Source organism: Nitrosophilus alvini (assembly GCF_015100395.1).
Classification (GTDB): Bacteria; Campylobacterota; Campylobacteria; order Campylobacterales; family Nitratiruptoraceae; genus Nitrosophilus; species Nitrosophilus alvini.
The window spans coordinates 1,281,842-1,304,037 of sequence record NZ_AP022847.1 but is presented as its reverse complement, the minus strand read 5'-3'; the positions used below and the strand labels follow the sequence as shown (position 1 = coordinate 1,304,037).

Here is a 22,196-nt window from a genome sequence, read left to right as displayed (position 1 = left end):
TCAAAATAAATTCTCAGCACTTCTTAAACCCTTTTTTTGTAGAATTGAGGAATTTTAAACAGGGCTTATAAATTTTGGCAAGGAATTGTTAATGGATTATAAAGAGACGCTTCTTCTTCCGAAAACCGGTTTTCCAATGAGAGGAAACCTTCCTCAGAACGAACCTAAAAGATACAAAAAATGGTTTGACGAAGATGTTTATAAAAAGATGATAGAAAACAGAAAAGATGCGAAAAACACTTTCACACTTCACGACGGACCGCCTTACGCAAACGGTCATATACATATTGGCCATGCGTTGAACAAGGTTTTGAAAGATATTATCGTAAAATTTCACTATTTTCAGGGCAAATCGGTCAGATTTACGCCGGGTTGGGATTGTCATGGGCTTCCTATTGAGCAGCAGGTTGAAAAAAAGATAGGCAGGAAAAAGAAAGAGACGCTCCCGAAATCTAAAATAAGAGAGCTTTGCAGAGAGCATGCGAGAAAATTTGTTGGCGTACAGAAAGAGGAGTTCAAATCACTTGGAGTTATAGCCGACTGGGAGAGACCATATCTTACAATGGATTTTGTTTTTGAGGCAAATATATTTAGAACTCTTTGCAATATCGCGAAAAAAGGATTGCTTGTACAAAGATGCAAACCTGTCTACTGGTCCTGGGCTGCTAAAACTGCACTTGCCGAGGCGGAAGTAGAGTATGAAGACAAAATCTCCCCTTCGATATATGTTGCGTTTCCTCTAAAAGATGATGCGAAAGAGGTTGTTGGCGAAGATGCTGCGCTAGTTATATGGACAACTACGCCATGGACACTTCCTGCAAACGTTGCGGTTGCCCTAAATCCAGAAGAAATATATGTACTTACTACCGACGGATACATAGTTGCCGAAAAGCTTTATAAGAGTCTTAAAGAAGCAGGCGTTGTAAAAGGAGATATCAAAAAAGAGATAGATCCCAAAGTACTTGAGAACAAAACAGCCGAAAATCCGCTCAACGGAAGAGATTCTAAAATAGTTCTGGGCGAGCATGTCACAATGGAGAGCGGAACAGGCGCTGTTCATACCGCTCCGGGACATGGCGAGGATGACTACCGTGTAGGGCTTAAATACGGTCTTGATGTTATCATGCCGGTAGATGACGAAGGAAAATTTGATCAGACAGTTGTTCAGATGAAGCTGCTGCCAAATCCGCAAGAGTTTGTCGGTATGAATATATTTGACGCAAATGAGAAGATTATCGAACTTTTAGGGGATGCGCTTCTTAAAAGAGAAGATATAAAGCACTCCTATCCCCATTGCTGGAGAACTCACAAACCTGTGATTTTCAGAGCAACAAAACAGTGGTTTATCTCAGTTGACGGAAAGCCTGAGGGTGAAGAGAAGAGTCTTAGAGAAATAGCACTTGAAGAGATAGAGAAAACAAAATTTTATCCCGAATGGGGTAGAAATCGACTCAAAACGATGGTGGAAAACAGACCTGACTGGTGTATAAGTAGGCAAAGAGACTGGGGTGTTCCTATAGCATTTTTCAGAAACAAAAAAACAGGCGAAGTTATTTTGGATGAAAAGGTGCTTAACTATACCGCAATGATATTTGAAAGGCTCGGCTGCGACGCCTGGTACGATATGGAAATAAAAGAGCTTTTGTATCCTGGAAGCGGATATGATCCTGATGAACTCGAGAAAGTAAATGATATACTTGATGTATGGTTTGACAGCGGCTCAACCTGGTATGCGGTTTTAAAGAGCAGAAACTATGATGCCGGAAACTATCCCGCTGATCTTTATCTTGAAGGGAGCGACCAGCACAGAGGCTGGTTTCAAAGCTCACTTCTTGTAAGTTCGGCCATAGAGCACAAAGCGCCTTTCTTTTCGATTCTAACACATGGATTTACCGTAGATGAGCGCGGTGAAAAGATGAGCAAATCGAAAGGAAACGTGGTAGCACCTCAGGATGTGATGAAAAGATACGGTTCCGAAATTCTTAGACTATGGGTTGCCATGAGCGATTATCAGAGCGATCTTAAAATAAGCGACAATATTCTCAAACAGATATCGGAACAGTACAGGAAGCTTAGAAATACATTCAGATTTCTGCTTGCAAGTGTAAACGACCTTGAGAAGTTGAGTGAAGAGTTTGGCGTTCTGGACAGATGGATACTGGCAAAGTCGAAAAAAGTGCTTGATGAAGTGGAGAAAAACTTTTCCGAATACGATTTTTCGAAAGGTTTTAATATACTTAACAATTTTATAGTCAATGAACTCAGCGGTATATATATAGACATATGCAAAGACAGGCTTTACTGCGATGCAAAAAACAGTCCCAGAAGAGTGGCAAGCCAGAGTGCCATGACTCTTATAGCAAGGTCTCTTCTGGGTCTTATAGCACCTGTTCTTACCTATACGGCAGATGAGATAGTGGAGCATGCTCCAGAGGTTCTGAAAGAGGGCAGGAAAGATATATTCGATTTTGAGTATGTGACGCTCAAAGACATCTCCAGCGACTTTGATGAGGAGTATATGCTCAAAGCGAGGGACAGTTTCAACGAGATTGTCGATGCTCTTAAAAAAGAGAAAACTGTAAAAAGTTCTCTAGAACTGATTGTAGGAACAAACTCGGATATAGTAATAAATATGGACAGAAGCGAAGCAGAGGACTGGTTTATAGTTAGCGGAATCGATGATGCGCTTGAAGGGGAGATTCTGGGTGAATTCGAAGTCGATAATGACAGGTTTGTCATAAAAAGGGCAAAACTTCACAAATGTCCCAGATGCTGGAAATTCCAGGCTGAAAAAGAAGAGGGACTATGCCCTCGCTGCGAAAAGGTGATAAGTGGACTTGAGTAAGCCAGTACCGCCTGAAGCGACAGTGTATGCGATAATATTTTTTGCTATTATAGTAACAGCAGCAATCGGTTTCATAAAAATGAAAAGCAGGAGGTAGTTTTGATAACACTTAAAGAGGCTCTGAAACTTTCCAAAGAGGAGCTTGCAGAACTGAAAAAAGATCTGGCGGCAAAAATAGAAGAAAACAGCGAAATAAATGCATATATAGATGTGAAAGATTTCGGCGACGGAGTACCTATAGCTATAAAAGACAATATACAGGTAAAAGAGTGGGAGATAACCTGTGCAAGTAAAATATTGCAAGGCTATATAGCACCATATAATGCAACCGTTATAGATAGAATGCTTGAAAAGGGACTCTCACCTTTCGGACGTACAAATATGGATGAATTTGCTATGGGAAGTTCTACCGAAACCAGTTTTTACGGCAAAACACTAAATCCAAAAGACAAGAACAGAGTTCCGGGAGGCAGCAGCGGAGGCAGTGCCGCTGCGGTTGCTGCGGGCCTGGCAGTAGCGGCTCTTGGAAGCGATACTGGTGGAAGTATAAGACAACCTGCGGCTTTTTGCGGATGTGTGGGTATGAAGCCAACATACGGAAGGGTAAGCAGATTTGGTCTTGCCGCTTATAGTTCAAGTCTTGATCAAATAGGGCCTATGACACAAAATGTAGAAGATGCGGCTATTCTATACGATATTATTTCAGGGCATGATCCGAAAGACAGTACGAGTGCCAGTATGGTCTACTCTCCCGTAGCTTCAAATCTTAATCCGGATAGAAAGCTTAAAATAGCAGTTATAGAAAAATATGTAAAAGATGCAAGTGAAGAGGTGCAAAAAGCATATAGAAAAGCGATAGATGCCCTTAAGAAAGAGGGTCACGAGATAGTCTCATGTGAGCTTATGGATGCAAAATATGACATCTCGGCATATTATATAGTCGCAACCGCGGAAGCAAGTACGAATCTGAGCAGATACGACGGTGTCCGGTACGGTTTCAGGGAAAAAGCAGACTCTCTTAGAAAGATGTATTTTAAAACAAGAAGCGAAGGTTTCGGAGAAGAGGTAAAAAGAAGGATACTTCTTGGAACTTTTGTTCTCTCGAGCGGCTATTATGATGCTTACTATCTGAAAGCGCAAAAAGTCAGACATCTGATAAAAGACGAATATGCAAAAGTTTTTGAAGATGCGGATCTCATACTCTCACCGGTAGCTCCAACTCCGGCCTTTGAGTTTGGAAGTAAAAAAGATCCTCTTGAAATGTATCTGAGCGACGTTTATACAATAGGAGTAAATCTTGCCGGTCTGCCCGCTATAAGTATTCCGGTTGACGAGACAGAGGAAGGGCTTCCTGTAGGCCTTCAGCTTATAGGAAACCATTTTGAAGAGCAGACTCTTTTTGACGGGGCATTGAGTCTGGAAAGAGCATTGGGGTAAAGTTAGTGTGAGTGTGGGTGTGGGTAAAACCAATCACTAACCACCAATCACGAATCACGAATTGCGAATTATGAATCACCAGTCACAGGAGAAAATATGAAGATAAGAAAAAGAGCATTGACATTTGAAGATGTATTGCTTGTGCCTAAACATTCTAACGTACTTCCCAAGGAGGTAGATATAAGTACGAGGCTTACAAAAAATATCACTCTCAATATGCCTCTTATTTCCGCTGCGATGGATACAGTAACGGAGTATAGAGCAGCTATCGCAATGGCACGTTTAGGAGGGATAGGAATAATCCATAAAAACATGGATATAGATTCTCAGGTTATGGAGATAAAAAGAGTAAAAAAAAGTGAGAGCGGTATCATAATAGACCCTATTTTCGTTCATCCCGGAGCTACTCTCAAAGATGCGGACAGGCTTATGAGTGAGTATAAAATTTCGGGAGTTCCTGTGGTTGATGAGCATAAGAAACTTCTTGGAATACTGACAAACAGAGATATGAGATTTGAAACCGATATGAACAAAAAAGTGGAAGAGGTTATGACAAAAATGCCTCTTGTGACTGCCAAGCAGGGAACAACTCTGGAAGAAGCGGCGGAAATCATGCATAAGCATAAAATAGAAAAGCTTCCTATTATTGATGATGAAGGATATCTAAAGGGTCTTATCACTATTAAAGATATAAAAAAGAGGATCGAGTATCCAAATGCCAACAAAGACGGATATGGAAGGCTAAGAGTAGGTGCCGCTATAGGAGTAAACCAGCTTGACAGAGCAAAAGCTCTTGTGGAAGCCGGAGTCGATGTCCTTGTTCTTGATTCTGCTCATGGACATTCCCAGGGAATCATAGATACTCTTAAAATGATAAAAGCTGAACTTGCTATAGATGTGATAGCCGGAAATGTTGCTACAGCAGAAGCAACTATAGACCTTTGCAAGGCAGGTGCGGACGGTGTAAAGGTAGGGATAGGTCCCGGAAGTATATGTACAACAAGAATCGTTGCCGGTGTGGGTGTTCCGCAGATAAGTGCCATAGACGAGTGCGCACAGGCGGCAAAAGAGTTTGATGTGCCTGTTATCGCAGACGGAGGTATAAAGTATTCCGGCGACGTTGCAAAAGCTCTTGCGGTCGGTGCAAGTTGTGTAATGATAGGAAGTCTTCTCGCAGGTACGGAAGAGAGTCCCGGCGAAGTTGTTATGTATCAGGGACGCCAGTATAAAACATATAGAGGCATGGGAAGTATCGGCGCTATGACAAAAGGAAGTACCGATAGATATTTTCAGGAAGGAACTGCTGCCGATAAACTTGTTCCGGAAGGTATTGAGGGAATGGTTCCATACAGGGGCAAAATATCAAATGTCGTACATCAGTTGATAGGTGGTCTTAGATCTTCTATGGGATATGTGGGTGCAAAAGATATCGCTGCTTTTCACGAAAGAGCAGAGTTTGTGGAGATTACTCAAGCCGGTTTGAAAGAGTCACATGTTCATGATGTTACAATTACGAAAGAGGCTCCGAACTACCATGTTTAAAAAAGAGGCGATGCCTCTTTTAGATAAAGCAAGACTTTCATTTTAATCTCAAATTTATAAAAAAATGTAATAATTATTAAAGAATTTTTAAACATATTTTTATAGGGTATAAATCCAAAAGGCGAATAGTTGGAAATAACCACAAAAAAGATAAAATTTACAAATCCTCTCTATCTTGAGAGCGGAAGAATACTCGAACCGTATGAAATTGTTTTTGAGACATACGGCGAACTAAACGAGAAAAAAGATAATGTTGTAGTCGTGTGCCATGCTCTGAGCGGTTCTCATCATGCTGCAGGAAGATACGAGGGCGATAGAAAAGCGGGCTGGTGGGACAATCTTATTGGTGACGGCAAACCTGTAGACACATCGAAATATTTTGTTATCTGTACAAATGTAATAGGAAGCTGTTTCGGTTCAACCGGTCCTATGTCTCCGAGATATCAGGGTGGAGAGCCTTTCAGGTTTAAATTCCCTGTAATTACAATTAAGGATATGGTCAAAGCCCAGAAAATTTTGTTCAGCCGCCTTGGTATTGATAAAGCGTATGCGGTAATAGGTGGCTCAATGGGTGGAATGCAGGCTCTGAGTTTCGGAGTTTTGTTTCCCAATTTTGCGAAAAAGATCATATCTCTTGCGGCTACACACGCCACAAAGCCTTGGGTTATAGCATTTAACAAAGTCGCACAGGAAGCCATACTCAAAGATCCGGCATTCAGAAACGGGTACTATGATCCTGAGATTTTGAGAGAAACAGGACTCAGCGGTCTAGCTATAGGCAGAATGGCCGGACACATAAGTTTCCTTTCGCACTATTCCATGGATAGAAAGTTTGGTAGAGAATATGTGGAAAATGAAGGTCTTTTCGAACTTTTCGGAAGGTTTCAGGTAGAGAGATATCTTGAATATAACGGGTACAATTTTTCAAAATGGTTTGATCCCCTTAGTTATCTGTATATTACAAAAGCTATAAATATTTTTGACCTCTCAAGAGGATATGATTCGTTACAAGAGGCTTTGGAAAATGTAAAATCAAAACTCTATCTAATAGGTTTTGAAAAAGATGTCCTTTTTCTTCCTGAAGAGATGAGGGAGATAAAAGACGCTATGAATTCCATTGGCAAAGGTGAACTCGCCGAATATTACGAAGTAAAAAGTGATTACGGGCATGATGCTTTTTTGGTTGAGGTGGAAAAATTCGGCGATTATATAAGCGAAATTCTGGAGGACAAAAGATAGATGGAGAAAAAAAGTTTCGAAGAGAAGATAGAGTTTGCAAAAGAGATACTAAATCGCCTTATGAATCCCGAAATTACTCTTGAAGAGAGTGTAAAGCTTTATAAAGAGGGGATAAAAGCCATACGAGAAGCTGAAGAGCTTTTGGAAAAGGCAAAAACCGAAATAATCGAAATAGAAAAAGACGAGAATGAACAATGAACATAGCGGCACTTCAACTCTCTTCTTTAGGAATGAGTCCAAATAAGCTTGATTATTATCTTAGAATATGCCGTTCAAAAAATGTAAGAGTTCTTTTGCTGGGCGAATATGTACTGAACAGATTTTTTAAAGAGCTTGAATCCACCCCAATCTCTATGATAAAAGAGCAGTCTTCCCATCAGACAAAGACGCTCAAATCACTTGCCAAAACATACGGCATTACTATTGTGGCCCCTATAGTGACCGTATCCAAAGAAAAACCCTACAAAAGTATAGCTATATTTTCTCCCTCTAAGACACACTATTATCAGCAGCAGTTTCTAATAGACTACAAACACTGGAATGAAGAGAAGTTTTTTGCAAACGAGATTAAAGAGGTGACGGCGCCGCCTGTTTTTGTTATAGACGGAGTAAAATTCGGTGTCTTGGCCGGATATGAGCTCCATTTCAATATTTTCTGGGATATCTTTATGAAAAAAAATGTAGATGTTGTTCTGTTGCCTACGGTCTCGACGTTTGATTCAAATGAGAGATGGATGGAGATAATAAAGACAAGAGCATTTTTGGGTTCTACATATATACTCAGAGCAAACAGAATTGGAGAGTATATACACGAAGGAGTGAAGTGGAACTTTTACGGTGAGAGTTTCTGTGTCAACCCTTATGGTAAAATAGAGGCAATATTATCGGATAAAGAGGAACTTTTGATCTGTAGCGTCAGTAAAGAGCTTTCAAAGGAGATGAGAAGAGCGTGGGGATTTAAAAACAGTCTTCAAAAAAGGAAGGTGCTATGAAAGAGTATTTTAAAAGACAGATTCAGCTTTGGGGCGAAGAGACCCAAATGAGTCTTGTAGATAAAAAAGTTGCTATTATCGGTTGCGGAGGACTTGGAAGTTCAGTTGCAATCGCTTTGGGCTCCAGCGGTATAGGTGAGATATATCTTGTGGATTTCGATAAGGTGTCGGTTCATAATATCCATAGACAGATAGCTTTCAAAGTTGAAGATGAAGACAAATACAAAGCTGAAGTAGTAGCCAAACTTCTTATGGACAGATCTCCATATGTAAAAGCCAAAGCTTTTACGGAGAGTTTTGACGAGTTTAAAAAAAGAGATATCAAGTATGATCTTATAATAGATGCTACAGATAATCTTCCGAGTCGGGCAAAAATAGACGAATTTTCAAAAGAGGTGGGAGTTCCGTGGATATATGGGGCAGTAGAGGAGTTTAACGGACAGGTATGCTTTTTCGACAAAAGCAGTTTTGGTGCTTTCAAAGTGATGCCGAGACAGCCGGCTGGTATTGCGGCTCCTATAGTCATGTTTATAGCCTCTTTGGAAGCAAACCTGGCACTAAGATATCTTGCGGGACTTGATGTACAAAAAGATCTGCTCTACTATCTCTATTTTAATCAGGCCGGCGAATTGGTAATGCAGAAATTCCAGATGTCAAAATAGAAGAGGGAAATTTATGAAAAAGATATTGACTGCATCGGCTCTTTTTTTATCCCTGCTTTTTGCAAATGAGTGCAACTACAATCTTAATATCGACCTTGATATGGAAAAAAATGAGCTTAGAGGCATTTCTAAAATCCAGACTGATAAAAAACATATAAGACTTTTAGACACTAATGCAAATATTACGGATATAAAAAATGCGAAAATGGTCATAAAAGAGGGCAGTCCGTATCTTATAAAAGATGATTCCGGCAGACCTGTGGAGATAAAATTTGTCTACGGATTTAAATCGTTTGATAATACTGCTGTTTTGCTTGAAGGATGGTATCCGGTAATTGATGAGATGTGCAGTTATGAGACGTTTGTCTCAAATAGGAGGCTTAAAACAGTCGTAGAGGCTACTGATGTGGAAAAGAGAAAAAACGGTTATATCTTCAGATTTGATCATCCTTTGGATTCCGTTCATCTAATATCATCGGACAGATACGTACCAAGCTCTGCAGATTTTGAAAACGGGATCGAAATTTCTGCATATCTGTATCCCTCCGACTCACATCTTGCGGAAAAGTACCTTGAAAAAAGCGATTTTTATTTCAATATGTATAAGAACATGTTCGGTTTTCTGCCTTTTAAAAGATTTTTGATTGTAGAAGTACCATTTCCCGCCGGATATTCCATGCCCACATATACACTTATAGGAAAACAGATAATAGACAAAGATTTTGTTTTGGACAACTCACTGGGGCATGAAATAGTCCATCAGTGGTTTGGCAACTATGTATATGCCCCGTACAGAGGAAACTGGGTCGAGGGGCTTACCACTTTTTATTCCGATTATCTGTATGCGGTAAGGCAAAACAGAGCTATTGAGTACAGAAAAGACCTTTTGATAAAGTATGATTCATATGTAAACTCTTCAAACGAGATAGCTCTTATTGAGTTCGAATACAAAACAAAAGAGAGCAAAAATGCCATAGGCTATGGAAAAGCCGCATATTTTTTCTATATGCTAGAAAAAAAGATTGGAAAGGATGCATTTGAGAGAGGAGTAAAAAAACTGCTCCAGGAGTATCCTTTCAAAACCGCAAGCTATAAAAATCTAAGAGAGATTTTTGAAGAGACATCAGGGAAAAAGCTTCTTGGTTTTTTTAAAACCTGGGTCTACAAAAAAGGTGCATTCGATTTTAATATAGACAATATCAAACTGAGTTTTGTTGATGAAAAATACAGACTTGAATTTGATATAACAAGCAACTCTATGATAAAGTTTCTTCCTTTGAAAATCTGCTCTGAGGATGAATGCCTTTCGACAAAAATCGACCTTACAAAAAAAAGACAGAAACTAGATCTCGATATCGAACCTAAGAAAATAGTGGTCGATGACAGATATGAAATATTCAGAAGGCTTCAGCCAAAAGAGATACCTCCCGTAATATCAAAAATTCTTCAGGGAAATGTGATCGCAGTTATTGACAGGAAAGATGAAGAGAAATTCTCAAAAATGGCAAAAGTTTTCAAAAATTTCAGATATGCCGACGAGCTGAGATTTGACGAAGTTAAAAACGGAAATATCCTTATCCTTGGCTCAGACAACTCCTTTTTGAAACAGATTGCCCTTCCTTTCAAAATGGAAGGTGATACAAAAATAGAAGTTTTCAAAAATCCTTTCAACGATAGAAATGTTGTTGCGGTATTTGATGCTGTCACTCTTTCCAAGGCTATTTTTTATAAACTGAGACATCTTGGAAAATATTCAACCGTTGTATTTGAAAAGGGCAAAATAGTAAAAAAAGAGACAAAACCTTCCCAAAACGGGGCAGTATTCAAGGTAAAAAGCGGCTCATACGCATTGAAGCCCCATATGCAAAAGCTCCAGGATATATATCCAGATATCATAAACAGAAAAGTAGTCTTTATAGGCGAGCAGCATACGGAGTTTTCAAATCATCTCAATCAGCTGAAAATAATAAAAGCTATGTTTGAAAAAGACCCTAAACTTGCAATTGGAATGGAGATGTTCCAAGAGCCTTTCCAAAAGTATCTGGACGAGTTTATAGAGGGCAGGATAAGCGAAAAAGAGATGCTTAAAAAGACTGAGTATTTCAAAAGATGGAAGTATGATTACAATCTGTACAGACCGATAATTCTTTTTGCCAAAAAGCATAAGATACCTATAGTCGCTCTCAATATCGAAAGAGAAATCACAAAAAAAGTCGTAAGAGAGGGTATTGACTCTTTAAGCAAAGAGGAAAGAGCGAAGGTTCCGAAATCTATAGACTTTGGAAACAGGGAGTATAAAGAAGAACTGAAGAGAATATTTTCAGGACATCAGGCAGAAAGTTTCAAAAATTTTGACGAGTTTTATAATGCACAGCTTCTTTGGGATGAGACAATGGCCAAAAATGTTGCCAGATTTCTTCATAACAATCCGGAGTTTAAAATGGCGGTTTTGGCAGGCAACGGTCATGTAATGTTCGGATACGGAATCCCTGACCGTATAAAACGAAGAGGTATCACCGACTATAAAATAGTTATAAATTCGATGAAACCAAAACCGGGCATAGCCGACTATCTGCTTTATCCCGAAAAAATCGATACACCCAAAACCAAAAAAATTGGTGTCTACCTGGAAGGTGACGATGACTTGACAGTTGTAAAACTGGTGGAAAAATCTCCTGCCGCAAAAGCGGGTATCAAAAAAGGCGACAGGATAGTGGCTTTAAACGGTGAAAGGGTAGAGTCTATATTCGATTTGAAAGCGGAGCTTGTTTTTGTAGAAAACGAGGCGGAAGTTACTGTTTTGAGAGGAACTTCCGAGAAAAATATAAAAATAGTCTTTGAGCAGGGAGAGTAATGAAATTTGAAAGTTATCCCTTTGAAAAACTTAACAATCTCCTCAAAGAGATAGAGCCAAATTCCGATTTTGAGCCTCTTGTCCTGACCATAGGCGAACCGCAGTTTGAAACGCCCAGGTTTATACTTGATGAATTCAGGCTCACTGCTCCAATGCTGAACAAATATCCGAAAACTGCAGGTGAAGAGAGACTCAGGCAAGCTATTTTGGGATTTGTGGAGAGAAGATTTGGTGTAAAACTGGATAATTCGCAGATAATTCCCACATTTGGAACAAGAGAGGTACTGTTCAATTTTCCCCAGTATCTTTTGTTTGACAAAAAAGAGCCCAAAATGGCATTTACCAACCCTTTTTATCAGATATACGAAGGTGCGGCCATAGCCTCAAGAGCGAAAGTAAAGTATATAAATCTCACAAAAGAGAACGGCTTTAAAGCTGTAATAGATGATGAGATAAAAGAGAGCGACCTGGTAATTTTGAATTTTCCAAACAATCCGACTGCCGGTGTTATGAATAAAGAGGAACTTGCCTTATGGGTTGAAGCGGCACTCGAGTACGATTTTGTTCTGCTTAACGATGAATGCTACAGTGAACTTTATACGCATAGCGCTCCCTCTTCTTTGCTTGAGGCAAGCGAGCTTGTAGGAAACAGAGAGTTTAAAAACATTCTTGTGGTAAACTCCATATCCAAAAGAAGTTCAGCTCCGGGTCTTAGAAGTGGTTTTATAGCAGGTGACAAAGAGATACTCAGAGGTTATTTGCAGTATAGAACATATGCCGGATGTGCGATTCCTCTTCCTTTGCAGTACGCTGCGGCAGAGGCGTGGGATGATGATGTGCATGTGATAGAGGCTAGAGGCCGATACAAAAAAAACTTTGAACTTGCTTCAAAAATTTTGGGAGTAAAAGAGCCGGAAGCAACATTTTATATCTGGCTGGAAGTGGGAGATGAGCTTGAATTTACCAAAAGGGCATATAAAGAGTATAATGTAAAAGTGCTGCCGGGAAGTTTTTTAGGACGTGAAGGCGCAGGCAGAGGATATGTGCGTATAGCCCTTGTATACGATGAAAAAAGATGTGAAGAAGCACTGAAAAGAATAAAAAAAGTTTTAGGATAGGGAATGGAAGATAAAAATCTGGCAAAACTGAAAATAGACAAAGAGTTTTTGAAAGAACTTGAAAAAAAAGAGGAAGAGGCGCTAAAAAGCGGGAAAATTTCGCTGATGTATGATGTGCTTGATACCCTGTTGGCTCTCGATATGGAGGCTGATAGGATTGACAGACTCTATTCCAAAATACTTGAAACCGCTTTTGATGCTCTTGCGGAGTATCTCACCTCTTTCAGACATTTTGATCTCTCCAAAGAAGAGGAGCTTTATACTGTTAGAGCCATATATGAGCACGCTTTGGAGAGGTATGACGAAGGCGATTTCAAAGGAGCCAAGGAGCTGTTTTTGATACTTTCGCTTGTCACCGATGATGAGGATTTCAAAAAAGCGATGCTTTTGCATACAGCTGCTGCGGCTGCTTCAGTTGATTTGAATGCCTTTTTGCAAAAATTTGTAGACCATTCAAAGCTTGACGAGAACAGTTTCTTTTTTACCGTATTTACCGAAGAGGCTGAAGATTTTATGGAAAAAAACAGAGATGCCATAGAAAAAGAACTTGAAAATCTTAAGAAACTTGCATCCGGGGAAGGCAGATGAAAATACATTTTATAGGTATCGGTGGTATCGGTCTTTCGGGCCTTGCACAGTTTTTAAAATTTGAAGGTTATGAAGTAAGCGGTTCGGATATGTTTGCCGGCAGTATTATAAATACCTTGAAAAAATTTGATATAAAAGTGGATATTCCTCATAAAGAGGAAAATATCGAAGACAAAGATATCGTTGTATATTCCGCTGCAGTAAAACCTTCAAATATTGAGCTTAAGGCAGCCAGAAAAAGAGGTATAAAGACTCTTTGCAGAAGAGAGGCTTTACCGCTGGTCCTTGGCGGCAAAAAGGTATACTCTGTATGCGGAGCCCATGGAAAAAGCACAACAACAGCGATACTTTCATCTATTATGCAGGATGCCTCGGCAATAATAGGAGCCGAATCAAAAGAGTTCAAATCAAATGTAAGATACAAAAACAGTGAGCTTGTAGTGTTTGAAGCGGACGAAAGCGATGCGAGTTTTCTAAACTCAAATCCCTATTGCGCTATAGTAACAAACGCTGAGCCAGAGCATATGGAGTTTTACAAGCACGATCTGGATCTTTTTTACGATACATACAGGGAGTTTCTGAAAAAAGCTAAAATAAGAGTTATAAATGCGGAAGACTCTTTTTTGAAAACACTCGATATGGAAGCCATCAGACTCTATCCTTCGCAGGATATCAAAAATGTTGAGTTTGTTCTGATTGATGATGAGCCATATACAAGGTTTGTTTTGAGAGATTTTGGCGAGTTTGAAGTGTGGGGATTTGGAGAGCATATCGCTCTTGATGCATCTTTGGCAATACTTGCGGCCATGAACGAACTGGGACTTGACGAGATAAAAGAGAATCTCAAAAAATACAGAGGTATCAAAAAGAGATTCGACATAATACAAAAAGAGAGTGATAAAATAGTAATAGACGACTATGCACACCATCCTACCGAAATAGAAGCGACTTTAGATTCGCTGCGCCAGTTTGCCAAACTGAAAGGGTTTGATGATATAGTTGTTATCTGGCAGCCGCACAAATACAGCCGCACTATCGAAAATCTTGAGAGATTCATAGAGTGTTTCAAAGGGAGTTCAAAACTGGTGATTCTTCCTGTATGGGCTGCGGGAGAAGAGAGGGTGGATATAGATTTTCAGAAATATTTCTCAAGATACAAACCTCTTTTTGCAGACAGGATAGTTAAAAAAGGTTCCAGGCTTGTGGCGATGAAAAACGGTAAAGAGGTTGATAGTTTTGAAAACGGCATGATTGTAGGGTTCGGTGCGGGAGATATTACTTATCAGCTTAGAGGTGATCTGTAGTGGCGTTTTTATACATAGCGATAATTTTGCTGCTTGTAGTTACACTGATAGGGATTGTTTTTATTCTTTATACGGATATGGGTAAAAAGTTTAAAATTGTCATTCTTGCTGCGGCGCTCACAGGATGGGGAATGATATATTTTTACAACTCATATCAGGAAGATGCACGAGAAAGACACAAAAAGATACTCTTTGATTACGAACACGGCAAAGAGATAAGATGCGGCGATACGGTTGTCTCCAAAGATAAGTTTAACTATGTAAGCGGTACGATGGTTTTTGTAGGAAAAGAGGAAAGTGAATATGCGGGGCTTGTAGTGCCTTTGGATAAGTGTAAAGCGGGGGAATGATTGGATTTAGCGAAAAGTCTTGATTTAACACAGTTTCTGGATGAGTTCAACTCATTTTTGGCAAGAGAGAAACCTCTTTTTATGGAAGGGGATATAAATCTTCACTACAAATTTATAAAAGAGCTTGAAAACTACAGTTTCAATCCTCCGCCAAAGGTAAAAAATCTCGATACTCAGATAGTTCATCTCAAAAAACAGGGTATTCTTGGGCTTGATGAGATATTTGAATTTGTAAAAATAATCAGATATTTCCTCTATCTCAAAAAGCTCAGGTTTGAGGGTATGGTCAAAGAGTGGATAGACCAGATAGAGATACCTCAAAGCATAAAAGATATCGAAGACTATTTTGACAAAAACGGAAAAATAAAAGATGATGTGGATGAGAGGCTACAAAGCCTTGCCAGAGCGCTGAAAGATAATAAAGATTCGATTAGACAGAAACTCCGATCGCTTCTGAACTCATCAAAGCTTCAAAACTATCTTGTCGACAGACAGATACACTACCTGAGCGGCGAAGAGGCTCTTCTTGTAAGAGGCGGGTTCAATCATGTTTTGAAAGCTTCCATTGTAGGGAGGTCTAGCAGCGGCTTTTTCTATGTGGTACCCGAAGTGCTAAGAGAGCTTAAAGATAAAGAGGCAGGGATACTCAGCCGAATGGAGGAGATATTTTACGAATACTCAAAAAATATCAGTTCTATTTTTCTTAAAAATATAAAATTTCTTGCATTTGTCAACAGAGCATTTGACAGGTTTGATCACTATCAGGCAAGAATCGCCTTTGCCAAAGCAAAAAATCTTGATATGATAGTACCCAAAAACGATGACAAAATCATTCTTAAAGACTTTGTTCATCCGGCAATTTCCAATCCAAAACCGGTCAGTGTGGATTTTAGCAAAAAAGTTCTTATCATAACGGGTGTAAACGCCGGCGGAAAAACTATGCTTTTAAAATCGATTCTTTCAGCTGCCTTTTTGGCGAAATATCTTATTCCTTTCAAACTTGATGCAAGAAAATCGCATATAGGACGTTTCAAAGAGATAATACCTATAATAGAAGATCCACAGAACGTAAAAAACGATATATCGACTTTTGCCGGCAGAATGCTTGCGTTTTCGAAACTCTTTTCAAAATCAAACGTACTTGTGGGAGTTGACGAGATAGAACTTGGAACGGACAGCGACGAAGCGGCAAGCCTTTTTAAAGTTATTTTGGAAGAGCTTATGAAAAGGGACATTAAAATAGCTGTAACTACCCATCACAAAAGACTTGCGGCTCTTATGGCGAGCCATGATGAAGTGGAGCTTGTCGCTGCTTTGTATGATGAGAAAAAATCGGAGCCCACATATACGTTTTTGCAGGGAATTATCGGGAAAAGCTATGCTTTTGAAACTGCAAAGAGGTATGGTATCCCTATAAACATAGTCAAAAGAGCCATAGAAGAGTATGGTGAAGATCAGGCAAAACTGAGCGAACTGATTGAACGGGGGAGCGAACTTGAACGAGAACTCAGAGCCAGACAAAAAGAGCTTGAGAGTGAACATGAACAGGTCAGACGTCTTCGTTCTTTGCTTGAAGATGAGAGACATTCTCTTTTTATGGAAATTAAGTCTGAAAAAGAGAGATTGCAAAAAAGCTTTACAGAAGCTATAGAAGAGGCAAAAAAAGCTATAAAAGCAAAAGAGACCAAAGAGGCGCATAAGTTTTTGAATATCGCACACAAAAAAGCGAAAAGTGTAAAAATAAAAGAGAAAGAGCCAATCGAGCCGTTAAAAGCGGGTGACAGTGTCAGATACAGAAAAAATCTTGGAACGATAATCTCCATAAAAGGAAAAGAGGCTTTTATAGAGTGTGACGGAATGAGACTCAGGGTTCCTCTAAATGAACTCAAAAGAGCAAGAGTGCCGCAAAAAAAGAAAAAAGAGAGTGTTGTAAAAGTCAGCAGACCCAAAAAACTGGGTATGACGCTGGATCTGCATGGACTTCGGGCAGAAGAAGCTATAGAAAAAACAGATAAATTTATATCCGATGCTCTGATAGCCGGTTTTGACGAAGTACTTATATATCACGGTATAGGCAGCGGCAAACTGGCACGCGCTATAAGAGAATTTCTCAAAAACCATCCGAAAGTCAAAAGCTACACTGATGCACCTCCTCATATGGGCGGACACGGTGCGACGATAGTCGAATTATGAGGGAATATATGTATAAAAATAGTGAAAAAAAGATACCCGAAAGTGAAAAACTCGGACTGAAAGAGCTTGTTGCCATAGCTATCGGTTCGATGATAGGCGGAGGAATATTTTCTGTTCTTGGAATGGCCGATCAGATTTCCGGGCACGCTACATTTTTGGTTTTTGTGCTTGGCGGTATAATCGCTCTTTTTGCCGGTTATAACTACGCCAAACTTGCAGTTGCCTATAAAAAAGATGGTGCAAGCTATACATACCTTAAAAGAGCCTTTCCAAAAAAGAGTTACATTGCCGCATTCGTAGGATGGAGCGTTATAGTAGGATATATAGGTACACTGGCACTCTATGCCTATACTTTCGGCTCCTATGCTTCCGCAATGTTTGGGTTTGAAAATAGCATATTGGCGAAAGATGTTTTCGGTTTTCTGATACTTACGGTTTTTCTTTTCATAAATCTTATGGGTGTAAAGACCACGGGAAGAAGTGAGGATCTGCTTGTATATCTGAAACTTTTGGTATTGCTTGGTATGGGCATAGCAGGTCTGTATTTTATAAAGCCTGATCATTTCACCCCTCTTTTTGATAAAGGCGTTGCGGCTGTATTCTTGAGTGGAGCCATTGTTTTTGTGGCATTCGAGGGTTTTCAGCTTGTTACAAACTCTGTCGAAGAGACAAAAAATCCCGAAAAAAATATCCCAAGAAGTATCTATATATCGGTTTTTATCGTAACATTGACATATGTGATACTTGCAATTGCCGTTACAGGGATACTTACCCCGGAGGAGATTTTGAAGGCTGAAGAGTATGCTGTAGCCGAAGCTCTTAAACCGGCTTTCGGAAAGTACGGTTTTATAGCGGCAAGTCTGGCTGCGCTTTTTGCTACAAGTTCGGCTATAAACGGTACATTTTTCGGGGCGAGCAGAATGATGGCAGATATCGCCAAAGATGGGGTTTTTCCAAGAGTTTTTTCAAAGATGAACGGTAGTTTCATACCTAAAAATGCTCTCTTTTTTATGTATATGGCGGCTGCGCTGTTTGTTCTTTTTGGAAAACTGGATGCGATTATCAGTTTTTCGAGTATGACTTTTCTGCTTGTTTCATTTTTTGTCACAATTGCCAATCTTAAACTGTACAAAGAGACCAACTCTTCTCTTTTTGTCATTATTCTCTCTATTCTTTTAATGTTAGCTACACTCTATCTGATGATAGATTATCTTGCAAAAAACGAACCGCAAACTCTTTACAAAATAGTTTTTGTATATGCCATAATAACGGTATCTTTCATTATATACAGGGTTATGCTTTTGAAAAAACAGCAAAAGTGATGAGTCCAACCCAATTCGTGATTCGTGATTGGTTTCATTTCACACCCACACCCACACCCACACTCACACTCACACTCTCACTCTCACTAACACTATTCAACAATTTCTGCCTCATATATCTCTTTTGGAGAACTTTTTTTCGAAATACGCTCTTTTTTTATATTGAAAAAAAGATGGGTCAGGACTGATACGAAATATACCTGAAGAAGCATACCGGCAAAGGGAAGAAGAGAGATAAGATAGAGTATGAGTGTTGTTATTCCCACCTCTTTTCTGTTTTCTCTCAAAATCTGTTCAAACTCTTTTGGGGCAAATATCTCTCCTGCTACATCAACGGCAAGAAGCCTTGAGAAGAGGAAATAAAAGGGTGCATTTATTGCTACCAGATTTATAACCGGAATAAAGTAAAAAGGTAGAGTCACAATAAAAAAAAGCATAAAAAGCGCCAAGCTCTTAAGTACGAACCATATATAAGAGAATATATCATACCCGGATGAGATATCGATAGAGCGATAGTGTCTTTTGTGTATTTCAGCCACTATGTATGAAGTGAAAAATCCTATGACGATAACCGCAACTATTGTAGAAAACATTATTGCAAGTCCTCCTCCTATGATATAGAAAAATGTTCCGGCTATCGCTTTGAATATAAAACTTCCGAATATTACGGAGAGAAAAGGATACTCTTTTAAAAATTCGGCAAGTTCGTTTCCTTGCACCGCCGCCGCATCGGGGTTCGTAACCGCACTGTTTAAAAGATCGAAAAATTCTCCGGAAATCTGAAAAAGCAGGACAAAAGCGATGATCAAAGTAGCGAAAAAAGGAACGGTTGTAAGAGCAAGAAATTTAGTACTCAAAAAATCTTCCAAAGCCAGAATAAATATATTTTTACCCATATCTCACCTTTGGTATAATATAACAGTTATACAAGTATTGTAACAAAAAGGATTTGACATTAAACAACTGCCGATAATTCTGCCAAAGACAGAAGATGAAAGAGAACTTCATAAACAGCTGAAAAAACTTAAAATCAAAAAATCCGATATCAAAAAGAGATACGAAGCAAACGGATATGTACTGATTTTTCTGAAAAAAAGAGTTAAAACGAAACCTCCCAAAAATTATGTTCCATCCACTATTTTGGAAAAAGAGATAATAGCTGTACACGATTTTGTCGAAGAGTATAAAAATCTTATAGAAGTTGAAAGAATTGCCGAAATTGAAGCTCAGATAAATGAGATAAGAAGTTTCAGCGGATTTGAAAGGGAGATTTTCGGCAGAGCGATACTTGATCTCAAAGGGTTCAAAGCGCCTCCTAAATTCAATCTCTATTTTGTAAAGTTTGGAAGAAGCAAAGAGATCGAAACAGAGATAAGTTCCGGAGACATTGTACTTATAAGCAGAGGAGAACCTCTCAAGAGTGATCTTACGGGGACCGTTTCGGAGGTAAAAAGCCATTTTATTACGGTTGCTTTTGAAAATATGCCGCCAAAATGGGTTTACAGCGGCGGAATAAGAATAGACCTATATATAAATGATGTTACATTTAAAAGGATGGAGGAAAATTTAGAAGAGTTAAGAGACGCGAAGGGCAGAAAAAGAGAACTTAGAAATATCATTTTGGGACTTGAGAATCCGAAACCGCCAAAAGCAAAATCCTTTAAGCCCGTAAACGAAAAATTGAACGATAGCCAAAGAGATGCCCTTTCAAATGCTCTGGGAAGCGAAGATATATTTCTCATACACGGGCCTCCAGGTACCGGGAAGACAAGCACTCTCATAGAGTATATAATCCAGGAGATAAAAAACGGAAAGAAAATCTTGGCAACGGCCGATTCCAATACAGCTGTTGACAATATGCTGGAGCGCCTCTCAAAGTACGATATTAACGTGGTAAGGGTTGGACATCCGGCAAGAATACTTGAAGAACTCGAAGAGTTTTCGATTCATGCGATATATGAAAAGAGGCTTGAGGCCGTTGCTTTGAAAAAAGGATGGGAAGAGGTTGCACTGCTTGCCAAAAGAAGAGAGGAGTTCAGTAAGCCTACACAGTCTAGGGCAAGGGGTCTGGGACATGACAGGATCATAACTCTTGCTGCAAGAGGCAAGTCGATGAGGGGAGTTTCGGCAAAAACACTGGCTTCCATGGCGAAATGGATAAAGATGGACAGAAAGATTGATTCTCTGGTGGAATCTCTGAGAGCAGATGAAGAGAAGATATATGCAAATATTATAAAAGAAGCGGATGTGGTTCTCTCTACAAATTCGATGGTAAAATCACAGGTTTTGAATGAGTTCGTTTTCGATATAGCTGTTGTAGACGAAGGAAGCCAGCAGATAATACCTTCAACGCTTATTCCTCTTATGCATGCCAAAAAGTTTGTTATAGCAGGTGATCACAAACAGCTTCCTCCTACTGTAGTAAGCAAAAATGCGTCAAAACTGGAGAAATCCCTTTTTGAAATGATGATGGAACAAAGAGGGGAATTTTCAAAGATGTTAAGGGTCCAATACAGAATGCATGAAAACATCATGGGTTTTTCCAACATAGAATTTTATGAGGGAAAACTTATAGCGGATGAGAGTGTAAAAAAGCATACGTTGGAAGATTTCAAACTCAAAGAGGCCGAAATTTTCAAAGATATTCTCGATCCTTCTCTTCCTCTTGTCTTTGTTGATACATCCAAAATGGATGCTTTAGAGTCTTTGCCTGAGCGTTCGACAAGCTATGAAAACAAAACTGAAGCTTTGATTGCTTCAAAACTTGTCGAAGAGCTTATCGATATGGGACTCGATGAGACACAAATCGGTGTAATATCTCCTTATCTCAGTCAGGTCAAGAGAATAAAACAGCTTTTAAGAGAGCGTGAGATAAAAACGGAAGTTAAAAGCGTCGACGGTTTTCAGGGGAGGGAAAAGGAGGCGATCATCATTTCATTTGTTCGCTCCAACAAAGAAGGAAAGATAGGTTTTTTAAAGGATATCAGAAGGTTAAACGTTGCAATCACCAGAGCAAAAAGAAAGCTTATCTGTATAGGGAATGCCGAGACTTTAAATCATCACGAGGTTTATAAAAAATTTCTAAATTATATAGAAAAAACGGAAAATGCCGAAATTTGCCATTTGAAAGAGGTTCTGACATGAGATTTTTAAAAGAGTTTTTTCCTCACATACTGTTTGTGATATATCTTATACTATTTTTCTATTTTGCAATAGAGCCTTATAACCTACAGGTTTGGATTGCTGAAAATGTAACAGTACTTTTGGTAGTTATTCCTCTGGTTTTAACATATAAAAGATTCAGATTCAGCAATACGGCCTATTTTTTGATGAGTATATGGGTCTATATGCATACGATTGGAGGGCATTATACTTTCGCGAGGGTACCTTTTGATTTTGTGAACGATTTTTTTGGCTGGGAACGCAACAACTATGACAGAGTTGCCCATTTTACGGTGGGATTTTATGCCTATGCAATTGCCGAACTTCTGGATAGAAAAAAGCTGGTCAATTCAAAAATAATACTCTTTCTTTTCCCCATATTTTCAATATTTACCGTTGCAAGCGTTTATGAAATAATAGAATGGATAGCAGTTGTTTTTTTTAACCCGGAGGCAGGGATAGATTATGTAAGTGCTCAAGGAGATATCTGGGATGCTCAGAAGGATATGCTGCTTGACGGATTGGGGGCTATTTTTGCAACGATACTCTATTTTATTTTGAGGAAAAAATCTCTGCCATAAGATTGGC

17 protein-coding genes are annotated in these 22,196 nt (G+C 39.2%); 16 read left to right on the top strand and 1 reads right to left on the bottom strand.

The window, feature by feature from the left end; translation table 11 throughout:
* Positions 1–91 precede the first annotated feature (91 nt).
* From ileS to EPR_RS06605, 14 genes are all read left to right on the top strand, one after another.
* Positions 92–2,845 carry an isoleucine--tRNA ligase gene (ileS, locus tag EPR_RS06670; protein ID WP_200762470.1) on the top strand — a complete coding sequence of 918 codons (2,754 nt, stop codon included), beginning with the start codon at positions 92–94 and terminating at the stop codon, positions 2,843–2,845.
* 99 nt (positions 2,846–2,944) lie between these two features.
* Positions 2,945–4,282, top strand: a complete 1,338-nt coding sequence (gene gatA / locus EPR_RS06665; protein WP_200762469.1) for an Asp-tRNA(Asn)/Glu-tRNA(Gln) amidotransferase subunit GatA — start codon at positions 2,945–2,947, stop codon at positions 4,280–4,282.
* Positions 4,283–4,378: 96 nt separating this feature from the next.
* Positions 4,379–5,824 carry an IMP dehydrogenase gene (gene guaB, locus EPR_RS06660; protein WP_200762468.1) on the top strand — a complete coding sequence of 482 codons (1,446 nt, stop codon included), beginning with the start codon at positions 4,379–4,381 and terminating at the stop codon, positions 5,822–5,824.
* Between the two features lie 129 nt (positions 5,825–5,953).
* Positions 5,954–7,063: a homoserine O-acetyltransferase MetX gene (gene metX / locus EPR_RS06655; RefSeq protein ID WP_200762467.1), complete on the top strand. Its 1,110-nt coding sequence runs from the start codon at positions 5,954–5,956 to the stop codon at positions 7,061–7,063.
* A complete protein-coding gene (gene xseB / locus EPR_RS06650; protein WP_200762466.1) occupies positions 7,064–7,261 on the top strand; it encodes an exodeoxyribonuclease VII small subunit in 198 nt (65 codons plus the stop codon).
* Positions 7,258–8,055 (top strand): carbon-nitrogen hydrolase family protein, encoded by a 798-nt coding sequence (locus EPR_RS06645; protein WP_200762465.1) that lies wholly within the window; start codon positions 7,258–7,260, stop codon positions 8,053–8,055. The genes xseB and EPR_RS06645 overlap by 4 nt, the downstream gene beginning before the upstream one ends.
* Entirely contained in the window at positions 8,052–8,717 is a 666-nt protein-coding gene (locus tag EPR_RS06640; protein WP_200762464.1) for a HesA/MoeB/ThiF family protein, read from the top strand. Before EPR_RS06645 ends, EPR_RS06640 begins: the two co-directional genes overlap by 4 nt.
* Before the next feature lie 13 nt (positions 8,718–8,730).
* Entirely contained in the window at positions 8,731–11,571 is a 2,841-nt protein-coding gene (locus tag EPR_RS06635) for a ChaN family lipoprotein (RefSeq protein ID WP_200762463.1), read from the top strand.
* Positions 11,571–12,689 carry a succinyldiaminopimelate transaminase gene (locus EPR_RS06630; RefSeq protein WP_200762462.1) on the top strand — a complete coding sequence of 373 codons (1,119 nt, stop codon included), beginning with the start codon at positions 11,571–11,573 and terminating at the stop codon, positions 12,687–12,689. The genes EPR_RS06635 and EPR_RS06630 overlap by 1 nt, the downstream gene beginning before the upstream one ends.
* Positions 12,690–12,692: 3 nt before the next feature.
* Complete coding sequence (locus tag EPR_RS06625) at positions 12,693–13,277, top strand: hypothetical protein (RefSeq protein WP_200762461.1); 585 nt, start codon at positions 12,693–12,695, stop codon at positions 13,275–13,277.
* Positions 13,274–14,581, top strand: coding sequence for a UDP-N-acetylmuramate--L-alanine ligase (murC, locus tag EPR_RS06620; RefSeq protein WP_200762460.1), 1,308 nt, complete (start codon positions 13,274–13,276; stop codon positions 14,579–14,581). The genes EPR_RS06625 and murC overlap by 4 nt, the downstream gene beginning before the upstream one ends.
* Positions 14,581–14,931 (top strand): hypothetical protein, encoded by a 351-nt coding sequence (locus tag EPR_RS06615; RefSeq protein ID WP_200762459.1) that lies wholly within the window; start codon positions 14,581–14,583, stop codon positions 14,929–14,931. The genes murC and EPR_RS06615 overlap by 1 nt, the downstream gene beginning before the upstream one ends.
* Complete coding sequence (locus EPR_RS06610; RefSeq protein WP_200762458.1) at positions 14,932–17,124, top strand: endonuclease MutS2; 2,193 nt, start codon at positions 14,932–14,934, stop codon at positions 17,122–17,124.
* 8 nt (positions 17,125–17,132) lie between these two features.
* Positions 17,133–18,446, top strand: coding sequence for an APC family permease (locus EPR_RS06605; protein ID WP_200762457.1), 1,314 nt, complete (start codon positions 17,133–17,135; stop codon positions 18,444–18,446).
* Positions 18,447–18,538: 92 nt separating this feature from the next.
* Here the strand turns inward: EPR_RS06605 and EPR_RS06600 are convergent, their stop codons facing one another.
* Positions 18,539–19,342: an EI24 domain-containing protein gene (locus EPR_RS06600; protein WP_200762456.1), complete on the bottom strand. Its 804-nt coding sequence runs from the start codon at positions 19,340–19,342 to the stop codon at positions 18,539–18,541.
* 244 nt (positions 19,343–19,586) lie between these two features.
* Between EPR_RS06600 and EPR_RS06595 the strand changes: the two genes are divergently transcribed.
* Together EPR_RS06595 and EPR_RS06590 are read left to right on the top strand one after the other, a co-directional pair.
* On the top strand, positions 19,587–21,590 hold the full coding sequence (locus EPR_RS06595; RefSeq protein WP_234697100.1) for an IGHMBP2 family helicase: 2,004 nt from the start codon (positions 19,587–19,589) through the stop codon (positions 21,588–21,590).
* Positions 21,587–22,189, top strand: coding sequence for a DUF2238 domain-containing protein (locus tag EPR_RS06590; RefSeq protein WP_200762455.1), 603 nt, complete (start codon positions 21,587–21,589; stop codon positions 22,187–22,189). The genes EPR_RS06595 and EPR_RS06590 overlap by 4 nt, the downstream gene beginning before the upstream one ends.
* Positions 22,190–22,196: the final 7 nt, after the last annotated feature.

Coding starts and splice junctions, on each gene's coding strand:
- ileS (WP_200762470.1), top strand. CDS start 92: ATGGATTATAAAGAGACGCTTCTTCTTCCGAAAACCGGTTTTCCAATG.
- guaB (WP_200762468.1), top strand. CDS start 4,379: ATGAAGATAAGAAAAAGAGCATTGACATTTGAAGATGTATTGCTTGTG.
- xseB (WP_200762466.1), top strand. CDS start 7,064: ATGGAGAAAAAAAGTTTCGAAGAGAAGATAGAGTTTGCAAAAGAGATA.
- EPR_RS06645 (WP_200762465.1), top strand. CDS start 7,258: ATGAACATAGCGGCACTTCAACTCTCTTCTTTAGGAATGAGTCCAAAT.
- EPR_RS06640 (WP_200762464.1), top strand. CDS start 8,052: ATGAAAGAGTATTTTAAAAGACAGATTCAGCTTTGGGGCGAAGAGACC.
- EPR_RS06635 (WP_200762463.1), top strand. CDS start 8,731: ATGAAAAAGATATTGACTGCATCGGCTCTTTTTTTATCCCTGCTTTTT.
- EPR_RS06630 (WP_200762462.1), top strand. CDS start 11,571: ATGAAATTTGAAAGTTATCCCTTTGAAAAACTTAACAATCTCCTCAAA.
- EPR_RS06625 (WP_200762461.1), top strand. CDS start 12,693: ATGGAAGATAAAAATCTGGCAAAACTGAAAATAGACAAAGAGTTTTTG.
- murC (WP_200762460.1), top strand. CDS start 13,274: ATGAAAATACATTTTATAGGTATCGGTGGTATCGGTCTTTCGGGCCTT.
- EPR_RS06605 (WP_200762457.1), top strand. CDS start 17,133: ATGTATAAAAATAGTGAAAAAAAGATACCCGAAAGTGAAAAACTCGGA.
- EPR_RS06600 (WP_200762456.1), bottom strand. CDS start 19,342: ATGGGTAAAAATATATTTATTCTGGCTTTGGAAGATTTTTTGAGTACT.
- EPR_RS06590 (WP_200762455.1), top strand. CDS start 21,587: ATGAGATTTTTAAAAGAGTTTTTTCCTCACATACTGTTTGTGATATAT.